Genomic DNA, 18,078 nt, shown 5'->3' on the forward strand with positions numbered 1-18,078 from the left:
ATAAAAAAGCCACCTTCTTCGCAGAAGGTGGCTTTTTGACGTGTCACGGAATTCACTCAAAAGCCGTGTCGTTCGGATTGGCGTACAACTTTTGCAAAGCATCGCTCATCGGAAAATCGAAGTTGATGTTCTTCGGGGGCACCGGTTTCATGAACCACTTCGCGTACATGGATTTAATCTCCGGTCCCTTCATGACTTCGCTCATGGTGTCATCCACGAGCTTCTTGAAATCCGGATCGTCCTTCCTCAACATAAATCCATACGCTTCAGAAGACTGCGGCGTTCCAACCAGCACATAGTCCGCTGGCTTGGCCGACAGCGAACGCGTTCCCGCCAGAAGCACATCGTCCATCATGTACGCAACGGCACGCCCGGTTTCCAGCGTCAGACGACCCTCGCCATAGTCCTTCGCGCTGATGATCTGCATGTTCATCTTTTTCTCCTCATTCATCTTGCGGAGAATTCGCTCGGACGTGGTTCCCTGATTCGTCACCACGGTCTTGCCGGCAAGATCCGGGAAGTCCTTGATGCCCGAATCCTTGCGCGTCAAGAGGCGAGTCGTCGCAACAAAGAACGTGTCAGAAAACGCGACCTGAGCCTGACGCGCTTTCAAGTTTGTCGTGACGCCGCATTCGAGATCGATCGTGCCGTTCTGCACTAACGCAATCCGGTTCTGCGACGTGACCGGGATGAACCGCACCTTGAGATCAGGCTTCTTGATCCTGGCCTTCACCGCATCGATGATCTTGTTGCAGATATCTTGCGAGAAACCGATGACCTCATTGTTGGCATCGACGTAAGAAAAAGGCACTGACGTTTCCCGATGCCCGATCACGATCGTATTGGCGGCCTGGATCTTGGCCAAGGCCGTTTGCGCATCCTGCGCAAAGACGCCCGTGGAGACAGCCGCCATCACGGCGGCTGCGAGCAATGTGGTCCGGGTCATGACATTCCTCAGTCGTTCATGGTGATCAATAGCGCTTTGCAGCACCGATAACCATATGTTGCCATAACAAAATAAATTACAACATATGTTAACCACTGAGGTTTGACGTGTTGTCAGAAGATGGCGCGGCCGATCGATGCGCTCAGGCGAGCGCTCACAAAAATGGCAGCATCAACTCGCTGTGCGCATCCATGTCTTAGGGTTGTTAATGGATTGATATGTATACGTAGTAATAGTTAACAAGCATCGGCTGTTTCTGTGGATAAGCGGTCAATCTCCCTTGGGATCAACGCTCTAGCGAAAAGGTAACTCGCGTACCAAATGGGGAGCGAGCGCTTGGCCGAAGGATAACTTCCTGCGCTTTATGCACGGCGCCCGAGTTATCAAGGTTTCGCCCACAGGGCTTCACTGACTTATGCAGAAGTTATCCAGAGCTTTGCGTGCGGCAAGCTGGAGCGGCCTCGCGACTGTTACCGCAGTTGCCGCGCCGTCGCGGATCGGCGACCATGCGGATAACGACTACCGAACGAGGTGACGCATGAAGGACGAGGTGATTGCATTTCTGGGGACCGGCCTGATGGGCGAGCCGATGGCGCGTAATCTTCTGGCCGCCGGATACGGCGTGCGCGCCTGGAATCGCTCGAAGGAGAAAGCTTCCGCGCTTGCAGAAAAAGAGGCCGTAGTCTGCGACTCGCCCGCAAATGCCGCACAAGGCGCGAACGTGCTGATCTGCATGTTGAGCGATGGTCCGACTTGCGACGCGGTCGTCTTCCACGACAAGACCGTGCTGGCCGCATTGGCGCCCGGCGCAACCGTCATCGTGATGAGTTCGATCCCCGTGGAAACGTCCGTCGAACAGGCGCGATTAAGCGCCGAGCGTGGTTTTCGCTATCTCGATGCGCCGGTGTCGGGCGGCCAGCAAGGCGCAATCGATGGCACGCTTGCGATCATGGCGGGCGGCGAACCAGACACCTTCGATGCAGCGCGTGAACTGCTTGGCGCGATGGGCCGTCCGGTGCGCGTCGGCCCTGCCGGAACCGGGCAGCAGACCAAGCTCGCGAATCAGCTGATCGTGGCAAACACGATTGCTGCCGTGGCCGAGGCGTTGTTGTTTGCGGAGCGCGGAGGGGCGGACCCGGCAAAGGTGATTGAAGCGCTGGCGGGTGGATTCGCCGATTCGCCAATCTTGCGTAAGCACGGACAACGCATGATCGACGAATCGTTCGCACCCGGCGGCGCAGTGAAGTATCAGTTGAAAGACACGCGGACCGCGTTGGCGCGGGCGCGGTCCCTCGGGCTGGAGCTACCTGTAGCGCATATTGTGGACGCGCTGTTCGCGGCAATGGTCGATCACGGCGATGGCGATCTCGACCATAGCGCGCTCATCCGCGAGATCCGGCGCGAAAATAACTTGCCGGTTAGCCGGAAAGACCGTTGAGCGCATGTGCGCCCGTCACACTGTTTTCAGCATCCCGCCATCGACGAAATAAGTCGATCCCACGCTATAACTCGCCCGCTCCGAGCACAGGAAAACGATAAAACTTGCCAGCTCGGCGGGCGTAGCGAAGCGGCGAATGGGCGCGTGTTCATCGGCGACATGTTGCAGATGCGCTTCCCAGTCGCCGCCCGAATCGCGTGTCAGTTCCTTCGCCGTCTTGATCCAGTCCGGTGTCAGCACGAGCCCCGGATTGATCGTGTTGACGCGAATGTTGTCCTTGATCAGCTCGTTCGCCAGGTTCTTCGAGAGCATCATCAGCGCGGCTTTTGTCACGTTGTAAATGGGCTCGTAGCCGAGCGGCTGGGTCGCGCATATCGATGCATTGTTGAGGATCGCGCCACCACCGCGCGCTTTCATCAACGGCACGAGACCGCGCGCGAGGCGCACGGCCGCCATCACATGAAGGTCCCAATAGGATTGCCACTTCTCGTCGGGCGCGTCCATGATCGTCTCGTTGCTGCCCGTGCCGGCGTTGTTGAAGAGGATATCGGCGCCGCCGAAATTCGCGCTCGCAGCAGCGACGATCTTGTCGACGCCAGCGGTCGTGGCAACGTCGCAAGCAACTGGTATTGCCGATACACCGAACTCGCGCGCAATACGCGCCGCTGCCTCCGTCAACCGCTCTTCCTGTCGCGCCGCGAGCAGAAGGTTTGCCCCTTCCGCTGCGAACGCCTCGGCTACCGCAAGCCCGATGCCCACGCTCGCGCCCGTCAACACAACAACCTTACCGCGTAGATTCAGATCCATTTTTATCGTCTCCGTTATTGATTGTTCAAGCCTGATTGTTCAGCGCGCTACGGATCGATGCAAGCCAGAGTCCGACCGCGTGCGCGCCTGGATCGGCAAAACCCAGCGCACGGTCGCCAACGTAACTGGAGCGTCCGAGCCGCGGGGTCATAGACGCTGTTTGCGCCGCGCCTGATGTCGCTGCATCGACGGCTGCTTTTAGTGCTTCGTCCGTGCTGATACCGCCTGATTTCGCGAGTGCGTTTTGTAGTGCAACGGCGGCTGGATGCAACGCGTCGACCATCGTCCGGTCGCCGGGATGCGCGCCACCCAGCGCCGTCACGCCATCGACGGCCGCAGTAAATGCTTCTGACCATTCCTTCGCCGCGGACTTGCCGGACTGCTCGATAACCGCCGCTGCACGTAACAACATCACGGCGTAGAGCGGTCCCGATGTGCCGCCGACCACGCGTCTTATGGTGGCGGACAAGGTTCGCAGCACGGCGCCCGGTGTGGTCTCCGAGGGATAAGTATCGATCTCGCCAAGGATGCTCCGCGCCGCCCGTGACATGCTGATGCCGAGATCGCCATCGCCCACGCGCTGATCCATTTCAGTCAGGACGGGTTCCGCTTCAAGAAGACACGCGCATACCGCCTCGATAACCCGCCGCAACGACGAGTCGCGCGAGAGCCGTGCACCGCTCGCTGCAACCGGCGCGACAGGTGCCGGCTTGACGGATGCCTCTGCAACGCGACCGCTCAACGCGGGCCATGCAGTGGTTTGCGTGACAGCATCGAGCCATGTGAGCCGTTGATCGTCCACGCGTAATAACGTGAGGGAGATGCCGGCCATTTCGAGTGCGCTCAGGAACGTGCCCGACCATGCACGATCGACGTGGATCTTACATTCGCGAAGGTAGCGCAGCGCCGATCCCGCCACAATGCTCAGTTCGCTCGACGGCGTGCCGCCCAGATTGTTCACGAGCAACGCGACGCGTTCATCGGGCTTCAATGCCAGATCGTCGATGATCTTCGCGAGCAGACGCTGGACAATCTGCTCCGCCGGTTCGAGCGCGCCGCGTTCGACGCCGGGCTCGCCGTGAATGCCGAGACCCCATTCGATTTCATCGTCGGCGAGTTCGAAGCCCGGCTTGCCTGCGGCCGGCACCGTGCATGGCGTAAGCGCCACGCCCATCGTGCCAAGCGATGCCGCCGTATCACGCGCAATCTGCGCTACTTGGCCAAGCGGCCGTCCCTCGGCAGCAGCGGCGCCCGCTATCTTGTGCACGAACACGGTCCCTGCGAGACCGCGCCGGCCAGCGTGTTCGCCGTGTGCCGAGAGCGCGACATCATCGGCGACGATCACCATCTCCACCGCAATGCCCTCAGCCCGCGCGATCTCCGCAGCAAGCCCGAAATTAAAGCGGTCGCCCGTGTAATTCTTGACGATGAGGAGCACGCCCGCAGGGCCGGCAACGGCGCGGATGGCATCGAGGACGGCATCGGTCGAGGGCGACGTGAAGACCTCGCCGGCCACCGCCGCGCTGAGCATGCCAGGACCAACGTAACCGCCATCCGCCGGCTCGTGCCCCGAGCCGCCGCCCGAGATCAGCGCCACTTCGCCACGCGCTGCAGCGCCTTCGGCATCGGCACGCACGATGATCGTGCTGCCCTGCAGCAACGACAGGCCGGGATTGAGCGCGGCGAGTCCATCGAGCATGTCGGGCACGACCGTGGAGACGTCGTTGATGAGCTTCTTCATATCAGCCATCCTCCTTGGAAGCCGCTGGCTTTTCAGTGCGAGTCGAGCGCAGTTGTGCAGACATGATAGATGGCCCGAGCGGGTCGCGCTTTCGCGCTCTTCAATCGAGATACTCGGTCGCGCGCTGCTGAAGCATGGCCCTGAAGTCATCGAGCCAGCCGATAGACAGCCGCCAGCTCTGCCAATACAAATCGACATCGATATGCGCGCCCGGCATCACTTCAACCAGTTCGCCCGACGCAAGCGCCGGCCCGATCATCTGCGTCGGACACATGCCCCACGCCATCCCGGACAGGCACGCGCGCAGATAACCCGCAACGTGAGGAATCAGGTGTCGCGGCGGATCGAGATCCGCCCGCGTGATCCGCCGCATGAAGCGCTTTTGCATCTGATCTTTTTGGTTGAAGTCGACACGCGGCGCGTGGCGCAACGCATCGCGCGTGACCCCTGCCGCGAAGTGCCGGTCAAAGTACGCGGGCGAGCAAACGGGCAGGTAGCGCATGCGCCCCAGCTTTGTCGAGCGGCATCCCTGCACCGGCTCGGCCTGCGTGGTCACCGCCCCTTGCACACTGCCATCGCGAAGTTGTTGCGCGGTGTAATCCTGGTCATCGATCACCAGGTCCAGCAGCATTTCCCGTTCGGCGAAGAAGCCCGAAATGGCATCGATAAACCAGGTGCCCACGCTGTCGTCGTTGACCGCCATGCGAAACGTCGGCCACTTTCCGGGAAGCATGCCCGGCAACGCCGGCATTTGCCCGCCCAGTTCTGTTTCCAGACGCTGCACGCGTTCGATATGACGGCAAAGCAGCGCGCCCGGCGGCGTGGCAACGCACGGTTGACCCCGCTTCACCAGAACGCTTCCAACTCTTTCCTCCAGCAGCTTCACCCGCTGTGAAACGGCCGATGGCGTGACGTTCAGTTCCCGGGCGGCGCGCTCGAACGAACCGAGCCGGACAACCGCGCCGAGTGCGTCAAGTAAGGCGTAATCCAGCATTAGTAGAATTAATCTCGCATTAGGAGAGTTAGCTTTTGTTAATCAACGACGAAGAGCAGACTACGCCTGTTGGTATTGCCCGTCCACCCGCTTTTCGGCCGCACCAAGGCTCTGGCTGCCGAACGTGCGCGCCTCGCTACCGCTACAAAGCCCGCTACTTTTCCCGGAATATCATGACTCCATCGCCGTTTCAACTCGAGCGTTATTTTGCTGTTCACGAATTCACCGCACGCTATTTGCTGTGCAGTTCCGACCCGGAATCCATGTCTATAACGGACCTGCTTGCATTCGAGCCGGGATCGACAGAAGGTCTTGGCACTCTGCGCCTGGGCTATACCGAATACCCCGGCGCGCCTGAACTTCGTCGAGAAATTGCGACGCTGTACGAATCAATTAGTGCCGATAACCTGATCGTGCATACAGGCGCTCAGGAAGCCATTTTCTCGTTCGTCCATTCCATGCTCAAGGCAGGCGATCACATGATCGTCCACATGCCGGGTTATCAGTCGCATTATTCGATCGCTGAAGCGGCAGGGGTTTCGGTGTCGCCGTGGTTTGCACGCGAATCGGAAAATTGGGCGCTGGACCCCGACGAGCTGGAGAAGCTCGTCAGGCCGCAAACGAAGGCGCTGCTGATCTGCGCGCCGCACAATCCGACCGGGTATTTGCCTGAGCGCGAGCGGTTTGACGCTATCGTCGATTTCTGCCGGCAGCGTGGTCTCTGGTTATTCAGCGACGAGGTTTATCGAGGGCTGGAGCATGATCCCGCGGCACGTTTGCCCGCAGCGTGCGATGTCTACGAGAAAGCGATATCGCTCGGGGCTTTATCGAAGTCGCATGGTTTGGCGGGGCTGCGCGTTGGCTGGATCGCCACGCGGGATCGCGACGTGCTCGCGGCCATGAGCACGTTCAAGGACTACCTGACCATCTGCAATAGCGCGCCGAGCGAGTATCTCGGGGCCATTGCGGTGCGCAACACCAGCGCGTTGATCGAACGCAATATGTCGATTGTCAGAAATAACCTGGCCATTCTAGATGCGTTCTTCGAACGTCATCACGAGATGCTGGAGTGGCGCCGGCCATCGGCCGGAACGGTCGCTTTCCCGCGCCTGAAGCACGGCAGAGCCGAGCGTTTTTGTGCAGAAATCCTTGAGCACACCGGCGTGCTTCTGCTGCCCAGCACGCTGCTCGATCACGGCAATGAGCATTTCCGAATTGGCTTCGGACGAAAGAACATGGCCGAAGTCCTGAAAATACTTGAGAACTATTTGCGCGAGCGCGGTACGAAGTAGAACCACCGGGGGAGAACCGCCACGCCAGGAGTTTCTCCCTTCCCGGAGCCAGTGCCAAAGCGCATTGGCCCATTACCACGTTCCTTTGTCGATTCACTCGTACACTAAGGTGCTATATCGCTAAGACTCACAGAACTGCACATCACGGAGTCCAGAATATGAAGTGGCTACTTGTATCGCTTGCAGCATTGGTTGCATACAGCGCACATGCCGAGAACGCTGAACCGAAGCAGGCCAGCGGGGCTTATGCATCGCCCCGGTTCACTCGCGATACCACGGAGGACATCAACATTCAGATGGAAACGGATCACGAAACAGGTTGCCGTTATCTGATTGCGGAAGGCCAGGGCATTACGCCGCTTTTAAAGAGCAACGGCACGCCCGACTGCAACGCGCCGAAACTCGGGCAGTAATAGGCATTAGCAAATAGGCACTAGCCATTGCGCAGCGTGGAAGTGCCTACCACTTCCATCGGACGCCCGCATTGCCGCCGATTGTCCGTTGATGTGAACCACCCAAGTTCGCGAGATAGCTCGCCGTGACGAACGCGCTGCCTGAACGCGTGACCTGCGCGACCAGCCCCAAGTTAAATTGCCCGGCCGTCTGCCCGATACCCCCAGGGATGACAGTTGTTCCGCCGAAGGTCGTGCTGTCGCCCTCGCCGAATGCGCGCAGTACGCTCACGCGCGCGTACGGTTGCCATGTTACTCCCGCGCTGCTGAAGGTTCGCTGCACCCGTACGCCCAAGCGACCGGTGTATGTGTTGCCATTGTTGAACGACACGGACGACACGCCATCGTTGAAGTCATTGAGGGACACGTTTTGCCAGATGACCTGCGCCTGGGGTTCGACGACAAAAGCCCCGCCCAGCGCAATAGGAAAACCACCTTCGGCGGAACCCGTCACCGCCGTGCCATGCGTTCCGGCGCCTGTCCCTTGACTCGATAACGGGTCCACCGTGATCGACGATCCCATCAGCACCGCATCCGTGTACCAGCCCGACGGGCCGATATGCGTCCAATATCCGCCTAGGCTGTACGCGTTCACCGCCAGATGGCCGACATCGACGTTGGGAAAACCTAGCGCAAAGCCATTGACATCGCCGGTCGCGCGGACGACGCCGACGAACAAACCATAGTGGTTCCGATGACCCGACGCCGTCACGTCCGAATAGAGGTCGTGGCCGACTTGCGCGCCGAAGACGGAGCCATCGAATTCGGGATTCGCCGCGCCATCCTGGCTGCTGGCCGAATGGCCGCCCCAGACGCGTCCCCACGCGGCCGGCAGCGCGCCGGTCTCGGTGAGCAATGACTGGTCACCTTGCCGGTCGTGGAAGTTATCGATTTGCTGGATGCCGATCTGCCTTGCGACCATCGGAATGGCGGCGTACAAGGCCACTTCCGGGCGATACAAGGGAATCGGAGCGGAACCGGGCGGCGGCGGGGCAGGCAAGGGCGGAGAGCCGGGGGCAGCGATCGGGCCGGTCTCAGCCGTGGTGTCGGGCGGCGTGCCGGAGGGTGAGCCGGGTGAGGTGCCGGTGGGCGTCACTGGCGACGTCCCGGCCGGTGTCCCGGGCGACGTGCCCGTCGGGGAACCAGGCGACGTTCCCGTCGGCGTTCCTGGCGTATTCGGACCCGATGGCGTGCCCGGTTGCGTCGGCGGAGCCGCGGGTGCCGCAGCCACGGTGTTGCGCAAATACCAGCTCTCGCTGGTCGCGGCTGTCACGCCACCTTTCGCCAGATAGTACGAATAGGCGCCCGCCTTGATGGACGCAGGGAGCGAAAACGCATTCAGTGCCGACGTCGCGCCATTGGCGGCCTGAACCACTTGTATGCCGTCGGCGGCCGTCGCGGCGCCCGTGCCGCCCATGTTCGTGATCAGCAGCGTGCTGGAACCGCTGGCATGGCCACTGTTGATCACGAGGCGATCCGACGCGGAATTATCGGGGCCAACGACCGTGTTGAGCGCAATCCGCGCGTTCTGCCCGACGTAATTGCCCGTGACGACAAGCTGATTGCCCACGCCCGCACCGGCAATCTGGGCGAGTCCGTTATTGGTGAGCTGGCCCTGGACGTTAAACGCCCCCGATGCCGACGATGCAAAGCCAGGCAGCGCATTGGCCGCAAAAATAGTCCCATTGTTCGTTAGATTGCCGACCACGCTTCCGTATCCGCCAAGGTTTGCGCCGGCGGCCACCGTAACGGGTCCGCCGCCGCCGAGCGCCGCGCTCGAATGCGATATATCACCGACAGCGAGCGTGCCTTCGCTGATCGTCGTTCCACCGAAGAACGTGGTGGGTGCCTGAAGCAGCAGTTGGCCGGTGCCGAGCTTCGTCAGCGATCCTGCGCCTGAGATGTCCTGCGCGACGGTGGTATCGAAACCTTGTGTATCGATGACCCCACCCGCCGCGCCCAGCGCGATCGGACGCGTCGCCGCGAGATCGAGTGCGTTGTTCAAGCGCAACGTGCCGCCATCGAGCGTGAGGCCGCCTGTTGAGGCGCCGAGCGCGTTATCGGCGCCGATCGCGAGCGTCCCGGCGTTGACCGTCGTCCCGCCGGAGTAACTATTACCGCCAGCGGCAGCCGGGGCGAGCGTCAGCGTGCCCGCGCCATCTTTTTCTACCGCGCCCGTACCCGACAAAGTGCCGGCGTAGCCGCCATCGGTGGCTTGCGCGAACTGGACGAGCCCGTTGTCGGTGACCGACGATGGCATGTTTTGCGCCGTCGCCCGGAGCGTGCCGGGGGCGTCGACCAGAGCGACGGTAGTGGGCGCGAACCGGCCAGTCAGGTTGAGTGTGCCGGTCTGCACTTCGGCCAGATTGAAATCGCCTGTGCCGCTGAAAGTCCAGGCATCGCCTGACATGCGCAAGGTCTGGAACCGGGTGAACGCGTTCGATGCCGTTCCCGTTCCCTGGAGAATGACCGTGCTCGCGCCCGGGCCGCCACCGCCATCGGCCGCGCCGATGATCTGCGAGCCCGTCTGGAGAATCAGCGTATTGGCGCCGTTGCCCATGGAAATGGCTGTCGTGCCGCCCGTTTGCAAAAGCCCCGCATTAATGACCGTGCTGGCGCCATTCAGGGTTCTGACCGCCGCACCGCTTTGACTGAAAATCTGCCCGCCAGCGCGGTTTTCAATGGTCGCTGTAAAGCTGGATCCAGCGGTGTTCGAGAAGACCGCGTCCGAGTCCGTGCCGGTCGCGGTGATGGTGCCGGTGTTGACCAGAGAGTCGTTGTTGCCTTGCAGGTAGGCCGTGGGGCTGTTGGCCCCTGACGTCGATAAACTCCCGCTGTTGTTGATCGTGCCGCTGCCGCCAATGATGGACGCCGCGCGGGCGTTGCTTCCCGAGGTTGTGACGGAGCCGGTGTTGACCAAGGTGTTGTTTAATTGCCCAACGTTGGTCGGCCCCCAGGCCGCCGTCATCCCGTAGGCATTCGGCCCGGATGTGGCGATGCTGCCGTTATTGATCAGCGTATTGCCGCTGCCGTTGGCGGCCATTCCGTCGCTGAAGGCGCCAGTCGTGATGATTTTGCCAACCGATGTATTCGTGAGCTGATTTGTATCGCCTGTGCCGAGCAGCACGGCGCCGCGGTTGGTTCCGGACCCGCCGCCGCCCGAGAACGTCAACGCGCCGCTATTGGCGATGGTGCTCGCGCGCCCGACGCCAAACGCAACCGGCGAACTTGCGCGGGTCAGTCCTGCGGCGACTGTGGAGTCAATCCCGATAGTGACCGCGCTGGAGCCGGGCACCGCAGCGACCGGGAGAATGCCGGTGCCGGTGCACACGACGCCGGTCCCTGTCGACGGTGCTGTCAAGCTGCATGCCGCATGGGCAGTCCCTGAAAGCGCTTCCGATACCACAACGGCGCTGCAAATGCAGATATCCAGCACTTTTTTCATTGATTGGCGCTCTTAGGACCGTCGATGCCGCATAAAAATAGACTTTTTTCTTTGTCTTACCAAATGTTTTATTTATTATCTGACTTCCGGATTGTGGGCGCGAAGCATCTCCGGACTGCGTACGTGACGGTTTTTGGAGCTTTGTTTTGGAAACATCGGGCAGAATCCAATTGCAGACTGTCATTTTCGCGTGGTAAAAGGAGTCTGCAACGCTTGGCCGATTGACGGCCGGTGGCGCTACCAAACGGAATTACGTCTCTTTTAGGAAAATCAGCAAATGGCAACAGGTATTGTGAAGTGGTTTAATGATGCGAAGGGTTTTGGCTTCATCACGCCGGACGGCGGTGGCGATGACCTCTTTGCGCATTTCTCTGAGATCCGCTCGGAAGGCTTCAAGACACTCCAGGAAAATCAGAAAGTAAGCTACGAAGCGAAGCAAGGCCCGAAGGGTCTGCAAGCATCGAACATCCAGCCGCTGTAATTCGTTACAGCCCGGCTTGATTGCATGAACCGAATGGCCCGCTTAGGCGGGCCATTTGTTTTTTACGGCGCAAGCACAGGCCGTGGACGCCATGAGCGTCCCTTGACCTGTGAGCCAGTCCCGCAGTCCCGTATCAAGGTGCGTCGATAGCCAAAGGTGCCGGTGCGACTGCCGTGACCTTCTCGGGGAAGAGCCGCGGATATAACGCGCCCGCAATGCATGCCCCAATAATGGGCGCAACCCAGAAAAGCCAGAGTTGTCCCAGCGCGGCGCCGCCGGCAAACAGCGCGGGTCCGGTCGAGCGTGACGGATTGACCGACGTATTGGTCACCGGAATGGATATCAGGTGAATGAGCGTCAGGCAGAGTCCAATGGCCAGCGGCGCGAAACCATTGATGGCGCGTCCGTCGGTGGTGCCGAGAATGACCATCAGGAAGAAAAACGTCATCAAGACTTCGCAGATCAGCGCGGCCATCATCGAATAACCGCCGGGTGAACGCGCGCCGTATCCATTCGATGCAAATCCACTCGCGGCTGCATCGAATCCCGGGACGCCGGACGCAATTAGATACAACGCGAATGCGCCAATGGTCGCCCCAACGACTTGCGCAACAATATAAGGCGCAAGGTCGCGGACAGGAAAGCGCCCTGCAACGGCGAGGCCCACGCTGACAGCCGGATTCAAGTGGCAACCCGATATATGCCCGAGTGCGTAAGCCATCGTCAGGACGGTTAATCCGAACGCGAGTGCGACGCCTGCAAATCCAATTCCAGTACCGGTAAACCTGGCCGCGAGAACGGCACTGCCACAACCGCCAAGCACTAGCCAAAACGTGCCAAACATTTCCGCAGCAAGACGTTGTTGTAATCGCATGATGTGTCATCCAGGATGGTTAACGGTTTCAATACGAAGTAACCAGACCGCGCTAACTGACAATTACGCCTCGTGAAATGCTTGGCTTTTTTATAGTCGATTCTGTTTGCGATTCTGCTTTGAGTTATGTGTCTGGCCGGGCCATTGCAGCAAGACTCGCCCGCGCGCCTGCCACGCGTGCGTTGCGGCAGGTGCGGACGTCGTCCGTGTAAAAGTGCGTGGTGCAGTGCATTCACTGCAGCGCTTTTTTAGTGATTCGATCGTGCCCGGAATGAGGTCGTCAGGACACGAATTCAGTGTAGGTCAAAGTTTGTAAAAATCGATGTCATCAGCGTGTTTTGCGCTACGCGCTTCGTCCTCGGAATACGGACCCCGCGCACCCTGCTTTATTGCTTGAGCAATTGCCATTTGCTGTCTGCGCCACCGCCCTTGCAAGCAGTCGGCGCCCAGGTTTGCGTCTGGCCTTTTGCCGTGGCAACAATGGCGAGCGTCCTGCAACTCCGCTCGCCTTCCTTTCGCGTATTGAGCGGCGTAATGGTGCCTCCTACATGAACTGGATTTCCGGTGCCGTCGTTGTTCCAGTCAAGCGATTCACCGTCCTGCTTCGAATCCAGCGCAGTGCGTGCGGCATGGTTGAGTTGCTGCAGATCGCGCTCTTTCATGTAACTGATCGGCGTGTCCATCAGGAAGCCGAGGTTGGCTGCGTAGGAGCCCTCTGCATAAATTAGAAACGCACTGCAAACCGCTAACTGAAGCCAGTGTTGACGGCCGAACGGGAATGATCGAGCGTGCATAAAGCCTCCTAAAAGTACGCGTTGCCGCCGGACTTGCCCGGGCGTCAAAAATGTTCGACGGCGTTCAAACTTGAAAATCCGCCGCCATGTCTTCCTCGGTCCGGGCGACTAGCCGGCCGTTTCTCACGGCTTGCGTGAATACGTCGAAATCGCGTTCAACCTGATCCGCATAGTTTTTCGAATAGGCGACCATCGCTTAGGCGAATTGAGTTCCTTGTCCCAGATAAGCGCCCATTTCAATCGCCGACCGGCCGCTTCTTGTCGTCGTCGATCAGCGTATGAGCATGTTCTTTGGATCGAGTCGCGCGTTCAAGTCAGTGGTGGAAGCTGAGGCCGCGGCGCTCGCGGTATGGATGGGATTTGCCGCGGGCGATCGCGTGGGCGGCGTGATCTTCGATGACGACCACGTCGTCCGGGTGAGGCCACTACGCAGCCGCAGCCGGATCAAGGTGCTGTTCAGCGCGATCGCGGAAATGAACAGAGCGTTACATGCCGAGAGCGCGTCCAGAACGAACTACGGTCAGCTCGATACCGCGCTTCAAGGCGTGCTGCAGCTCGCAGGACACGACTACCTTATTTGTATCGTGAGCGATTTTGCGGGCGCGACCGAACGCACTCGCAAGCTGTTGCGCCAGCTATCAAAACACAACGACGTCATTGCCGCGATGGTCTTCGATCCTCTCTGGCAGCACATGCCCGAGCATCGTGCGCTGGTGGTAAGCGAAGGGCATCTTCAGGTGGAACTGCGCATTGAGCAGGAGAAAGTGCGCGCGCCGCTCGCGAGCATGTTCAAAGGCCGCACGGCGGAGGTGGCCGACCTGTTGCGATCGAGTGGCGTGCCGCTGATGGCGTTATCGACCGGTGAGCCTACCGTCGATCAGGTTCGACGTCTGTTCGGTGAACGCGTCAGGCCGACGATGGGCAGCGGACTATGAATGCCTCGCTCACAACTGCGCTAACGCCAGCCGATACTCCGTCGGCGCTCAAGCCGCTGCAAGAGTTGCCGTTGCCCGAGCCGGTGTCGTGGGCGCCGCAAACCATCGGATGGATTGTGGTTGCAGTCGTGCTGATCGTGGCTGTGCTTTGCATCGCATGGATGGCCTGGCGTCACTACAAGCGCGGGCGTTACCGGCGAGCGGCGTTGGCTGAGTTGGCACAAATCGAGGTGGCGTTGAGAGATGCGCAGCGTCGAACCGCCGCGCTCGCCGCTATCCCGCCGCTCATCAAACGCACTTCGCTTGCCGCCGCTCCGCGCGAACGCGTCGCCGCGCTTTCCGGTGATGAATGGCTCGCATATCTCAAGCGCACCCGAGGACGATTCGATGCCCGCAGTGGTGCGCTCCTCACGCTCGTGAGCTATGCGCCCGCTGAACAGATCGCCTCGATAACACCGCTCGAAGCCGAGACTTTGGTGAGCGCCACTCGCGACTGGATCCAGCGTCATCATGTGGAAATTTGACCTCCCGTGGATGTTCCTGGTGTTGCCGTTGCCGGCCATCGTGTGGTGGCTAGCGCCTGCGTGGCGCGCAACCACGTCGGCGATCCGCATGCCATTTTTTCATGAGATGGCGCAAGCGGCGGGCGAGCAACCGGCGCCGGGCGGCGTGCGTTTGCGTCGCAACGTATTGCAGCGCGATGATGCCCGTCCTGTGGATCTTGCTCGTCAGCGTCTCGGCGAAACCCGTGTTCGTCGAACCGCCTGTGATGCACGATGAACCCGCCCGCGACCTCATGCTGGCGATCGACCTCTCTCAATCAATGAGCACGCGCGACTTCGTGAATCCGCAAACCGGTGAGCGCATGGACCGGCTGACCGCGGTGAAACAGGTGGTCAGGGACTTCGTGGCGAAGCGCAAAGGCGACCGCATTGGCGTGGTGGTGTTTGGCGAAGCGGCGTACCCGCAAGCGCCGCTGACACTCGATCACGACAGCGTGTTGCTGCTGCTGAATCAGATGCAGATCGGCATGGCGGCTCCACGTACGGCGATAGGCGACGCTATCGGACTGACGGTGAAGCTGATGGAGAATTCGCCGGCTCAGGAGAAGGTATTAATCCTTATGACCGATGGCAACGACACCGCCAGCGCCATTCCACCCGACCGTGCCGCCGACATCGCGAAGAACAACAAAGTGGTGATCCACACGGTGGGTATTGGCGATCCGAATGCGACGGGTGAGGATAAGGTCGACCTGGACGCGTTGCAACACATTTCCGAAATTACCGGCGGCCGCTCATTCCACGCGCTTGGCAACGCGCAAGAGCTTGCCGATGTCTACACGACACTCGACAAGATGACGCCCGAGAAAGTGAAGCGCGAAATCTATCGGCCGCAACGTGATTTTTTCTGGATCCCGCTTGCCGCCGCGCTGTCGATCCTGACGCTGTATCACTGCCTTGCATTGCTGATTGCCGTGCTGCGTACATCGGGTCGAAAGCAAGCGTCGAAGCCCATGGACATGAACGGAGCGGGCCATGGAAATTGATCTGACCGCCTTTCATTTCCTGCGGCCTCAATGGTTATGGTTGCTCGTTCCAGCCATCCTGTTGCCCGTATTCTGGTTTCGACGCAACGACGTTCGCGCTCGCTGGCGCAATATCATTGACCCTCTGCTGCTCGAACATCTCATAGTCGGCGATACCGCCCGGCGCCGCATTCAACCGGTTCATACACTGGCATTGCTGATTGCCATCGGAGCGATCGCCGTTGCAGGTCCGACTTGGCAACAGGAGCGCCCGCCGTTTAACCAGGACAAGGCGCCGCTCGTGATCGTCCTGGAACTTGCGCATTCGATGGACGCAACCGACGTCGCGCCTACGCGTCTCGAGCGCGCCAAACAGAAAGTGCTGGATCTGGCCGCGGCGCGCAAGGGCGCGCGAACCGGGCTCGTGGTATTTGCTTCAACCGCCCATCTCGTCGTGCCGCCGACCGAAGACCCGGCCATGCTCGAGTTGTATTTGCCGGCACTGACGCCATCGTTGATGCCGCGTGATGGCAAGAACGTGAACGCGGGTCTGGACATTGCCGAGCAGCTTCTGGCGAAAGATCCGGTGGCCGGGACTATCGTATTTATCAGCGACGGATTCGACGAAAACCAGATGAATGAATTCATAGGGAAAGCTAAACAATCGCATCATCAACTGCTGTGGCTTGCCATTGGTACGGAGAACGGCGGCGCGATTCTCGGGCCGAACGGAACCATTGCAATGGACGAGGAAGGCCGTCCGCTGATGGGCACTTTCGACGCCGATGAAATACGCAAGGTGGCACATGACGCCGGCATTCCACTGGCAAGCGTGCGTGCTGACGGCGATGACGTCGCGTGGGTTCAACGCCGTGCACAAACGTGGCTGGCAGAAGTGGACGAGTCCAAACGCGTCCCTCGATGGAAGGAGTCGGGCTACTGGCTAGTACCACTGTGTTAACAAATTATTCGATTTTCCGGCCGCAGCACGGGCACCGCTCGAGACGGGCAAGCAGCGCGGCAGCAAGCCCCATCGCAGCGTTGTAATGGAGTCCGGCACATGGCGCTGCTTACGCAGGGGCGCCCCGGGGCCGGAAGCCTTCGGGTAAGGAAGACACTTTGCCGGGTAACCGATGAGCTGGAGTTTTTTTTTGCGCCACCAGGCGCTCGGTGACGAGAAAGCTGTATGCCGCTATGCACAGCGTCGCGTGGTGATGAAAGCCGCGCCAACTGCGTCCCTCGAAATGCCCCAGGCCAAGTTCCTGCTTGAGCTCCTGGTAATCACGCTCAATACGCCAGCGCAGTTTTGCGAGTCGCACGAGCTCCTTGATTGGTGTATCAGCCGGCAACGTACTGAGGAAGTACCTGGTCGGCTCGACTTCTTCCCTGGGCCACTCGACGAGCAGCCATTGCTCCTCGAGGGTGTCAGCTGGCTGGGCTGCGCGGGAGGTGCAGTGCACCCGTATTGCCGCAAAGCGCGACGACAGGGCGGCGTTGGTGCCTTCACGCCATGTGAGCGTGCGAAAGCGCCGCGACGGTAGCTGCATGGCCAGCTCTTTCGCCTGCAATGGCGCTTGAGCTTGCATCTGCAGGCTGACCGCGCCTGTTACCCCGACCACATACGTGAAGCCCATCGCTGTGAGCTGCTCGCGGAACTCGGTGCCTGCCCCGTAACCGGCGTCGGCGATAACCAGTTCGGGCAACGATTCCACCTCGGCGAGATTTTCGAGCAGTTGCAGCGCGAGCATCGGCTTGGTGACGAACTCAAGCGCCTCGGGCACTTTGCCAGCCTTACGACGGTCTGCGTCATCGGCCCAGCTTTGCGGCAAATACAGCTGATAGCGCACCGGCAGACTGAAGCGTTCATTTGCGAGCGAGACGCTGACTGCGACCTGGCAATTGTCCTGTTTCCCGAGCTGGCCACAATATTGCCGAGCGACCCCGACCGAGTGCTTACCCTTCTTCGGAAAGCCGGTATCGTCAATAATCAGCGCCTCAGGCGAACCCGCGCGCCGGCTTACTCGCTCAAGTACGTAACCGCGCACCGTATCAAGCACCGCCTGATCAGACCACGGTGCATCGGCTACAAAGTGATGCAGGCGCTGGTGTTCCGAGCGCACCCGGTCCGGTGACAGATGCGCAGCCATGGGCTCAACGCTCTTGCGTTTGACCGGCAACATCAAGCCCGTACAGTAGCCACGAAAAGGCTCGACACGATCAGCGTGCCCAAGCGACTGAGCCATCAGGGACACATACTCCTCGAATCTCTTCGAAGTAGTTTCCATCGCTCTCCTCACAATGTGCTTGAAGATAAGCGAATCATGCCTTATTTTGTAACACAGTGGTACTAG

General features: G+C 60.2%; 17 protein-coding genes. 9 read left to right on the top strand and 8 right to left on the bottom strand.

All coding sequences use genetic code 11. The features are described 5' to 3' along the window. Positions 1–52: 52 nt before the first annotated feature. Positions 53–946, bottom strand: coding sequence for a glutamate/aspartate ABC transporter substrate-binding protein (locus tag ACMX25_RS02195; protein ID WP_414947906.1), 894 nt, complete (start codon positions 944–946; stop codon positions 53–55). 538 nt (positions 947–1,484) lie between these two features. On the opposite strand from ACMX25_RS02195, the gene ACMX25_RS02200 reads away from it, so the two are divergent. Next, the gene (locus ACMX25_RS02200; protein WP_414947907.1) at positions 1,485–2,384 is read left to right on the top strand and encodes an NAD(P)-dependent oxidoreductase; all 900 of its coding nucleotides are present in this window, start codon (positions 1,485–1,487) and stop codon (positions 2,382–2,384) included. A gap of 15 nt (positions 2,385–2,399) precedes the next feature. Here ACMX25_RS02200 and ACMX25_RS02205 read toward each other — a convergent pair whose 3' ends face one another. The 3 genes from ACMX25_RS02205 to ACMX25_RS02215 form a co-directional block, all read right to left on the bottom strand. Next, on the bottom strand, positions 2,400–3,191 hold the full coding sequence (locus ACMX25_RS02205; protein WP_414947908.1) for an SDR family NAD(P)-dependent oxidoreductase: 792 nt from the start codon (positions 3,189–3,191) through the stop codon (positions 2,400–2,402). 25 nt (positions 3,192–3,216) lie between these two features. Further along, positions 3,217–4,932, bottom strand: coding sequence for a dihydroxyacetone kinase subunit DhaL (gene dhaL / locus ACMX25_RS02210; RefSeq protein WP_414947909.1), 1,716 nt, complete (start codon positions 4,930–4,932; stop codon positions 3,217–3,219). A 100-nt stretch (positions 4,933–5,032) separates the two neighbouring features. Beyond that, positions 5,033–5,926 carry a LysR family transcriptional regulator ArgP gene (locus tag ACMX25_RS02215; protein WP_414947910.1) on the bottom strand — a complete coding sequence of 298 codons (894 nt, stop codon included), beginning with the start codon at positions 5,924–5,926 and terminating at the stop codon, positions 5,033–5,035. A 173-nt stretch (positions 5,927–6,099) separates the two neighbouring features. On the opposite strand from ACMX25_RS02215, the gene ACMX25_RS02220 reads away from it, so the two are divergent. Together ACMX25_RS02220 and ACMX25_RS02225 are read left to right on the top strand one after the other, a co-directional pair. After that, entirely contained in the window at positions 6,100–7,218 is a 1,119-nt protein-coding gene (locus tag ACMX25_RS02220) for an aminotransferase class I/II-fold pyridoxal phosphate-dependent enzyme (RefSeq protein ID WP_414947911.1), read from the top strand. 158 nt (positions 7,219–7,376) lie between these two features. After that, positions 7,377–7,631: a DUF6440 family protein gene (locus ACMX25_RS02225; protein WP_414947912.1), complete on the top strand. Its 255-nt coding sequence runs from the start codon at positions 7,377–7,379 to the stop codon at positions 7,629–7,631. Positions 7,632–7,677: 46 nt separating this feature from the next. On the opposite strand, the gene ACMX25_RS02230 is transcribed toward ACMX25_RS02225, so the two are convergent. Continuing rightward, positions 7,678–11,115 (bottom strand): autotransporter outer membrane beta-barrel domain-containing protein, encoded by a 3,438-nt coding sequence (locus tag ACMX25_RS02230; protein WP_414947913.1) that lies wholly within the window; start codon positions 11,113–11,115, stop codon positions 7,678–7,680. 277 nt (positions 11,116–11,392) lie between these two features. Between ACMX25_RS02230 and ACMX25_RS02235 the strand changes: the two genes are divergently transcribed. After that, positions 11,393–11,596 (top strand): cold-shock protein, encoded by a 204-nt coding sequence (locus ACMX25_RS02235; protein WP_031362205.1) that lies wholly within the window; start codon positions 11,393–11,395, stop codon positions 11,594–11,596. A 133-nt stretch (positions 11,597–11,729) separates the two neighbouring features. On the opposite strand, the gene aqpZ is transcribed toward ACMX25_RS02235, so the two are convergent. Both aqpZ and ACMX25_RS02245 read right to left on the bottom strand, forming a co-directional pair. Further along, entirely contained in the window at positions 11,730–12,470 is a 741-nt protein-coding gene (aqpZ, locus tag ACMX25_RS02240; protein WP_414947914.1) for an aquaporin Z, read from the bottom strand. Between the two features lie 386 nt (positions 12,471–12,856). Then, positions 12,857–13,264, bottom strand: a complete 408-nt coding sequence (locus ACMX25_RS02245; protein WP_414947915.1) for a hypothetical protein — start codon at positions 13,262–13,264, stop codon at positions 12,857–12,859. Between the two features lie 239 nt (positions 13,265–13,503). Here ACMX25_RS02245 and ACMX25_RS02250 point away from each other — a divergent pair, with 239 nt between their 5' ends. The 5 genes from ACMX25_RS02250 to ACMX25_RS02270 are packed head-to-tail and all read left to right on the top strand — an operon-like array spanning position 13,504 to position 16,688. Beyond that, positions 13,504–14,199, top strand: a complete 696-nt coding sequence (locus ACMX25_RS02250) for a DUF58 domain-containing protein (protein ID WP_462686289.1) — start codon at positions 13,504–13,506, stop codon at positions 14,197–14,199. Beyond that, positions 14,196–14,723, top strand: coding sequence for a DUF4381 domain-containing protein (locus ACMX25_RS02255; RefSeq protein ID WP_414947917.1), 528 nt, complete (start codon positions 14,196–14,198; stop codon positions 14,721–14,723). Before ACMX25_RS02250 ends, ACMX25_RS02255 begins: the two co-directional genes overlap by 4 nt. Then, a complete protein-coding gene (locus tag ACMX25_RS02260) occupies positions 14,710–14,979 on the top strand; it encodes a hypothetical protein (RefSeq protein WP_414947918.1) in 270 nt (89 codons plus the stop codon). Before ACMX25_RS02255 ends, ACMX25_RS02260 begins: the two co-directional genes overlap by 14 nt. Then, entirely contained in the window at positions 14,948–15,748 is an 801-nt protein-coding gene (locus ACMX25_RS02265) for a vWA domain-containing protein (RefSeq protein WP_414947919.1), read from the top strand. The genes ACMX25_RS02260 and ACMX25_RS02265 overlap by 32 nt, the downstream gene beginning before the upstream one ends. After that, a complete protein-coding gene (locus tag ACMX25_RS02270) occupies positions 15,738–16,688 on the top strand; it encodes a vWA domain-containing protein (RefSeq protein ID WP_414947920.1) in 951 nt (316 codons plus the stop codon). The genes ACMX25_RS02265 and ACMX25_RS02270 overlap by 11 nt, the downstream gene beginning before the upstream one ends. 109 nt (positions 16,689–16,797) lie before the next feature. Here the strand turns inward: ACMX25_RS02270 and ACMX25_RS02275 are convergent, their stop codons facing one another. Then, the gene (locus tag ACMX25_RS02275; protein WP_414947921.1) at positions 16,798–18,012 is read right to left on the bottom strand and encodes an IS701 family transposase; all 1,215 of its coding nucleotides are present in this window, start codon (positions 18,010–18,012) and stop codon (positions 16,798–16,800) included. Between the last annotated feature and the right edge of the window lie 66 nt (positions 18,013–18,078).

It is taken from the genome of Caballeronia eucalypticola (assembly GCF_047608185.1).
Lineage (GTDB): Bacteria > Pseudomonadota > Gammaproteobacteria > Burkholderiales > Burkholderiaceae > Caballeronia.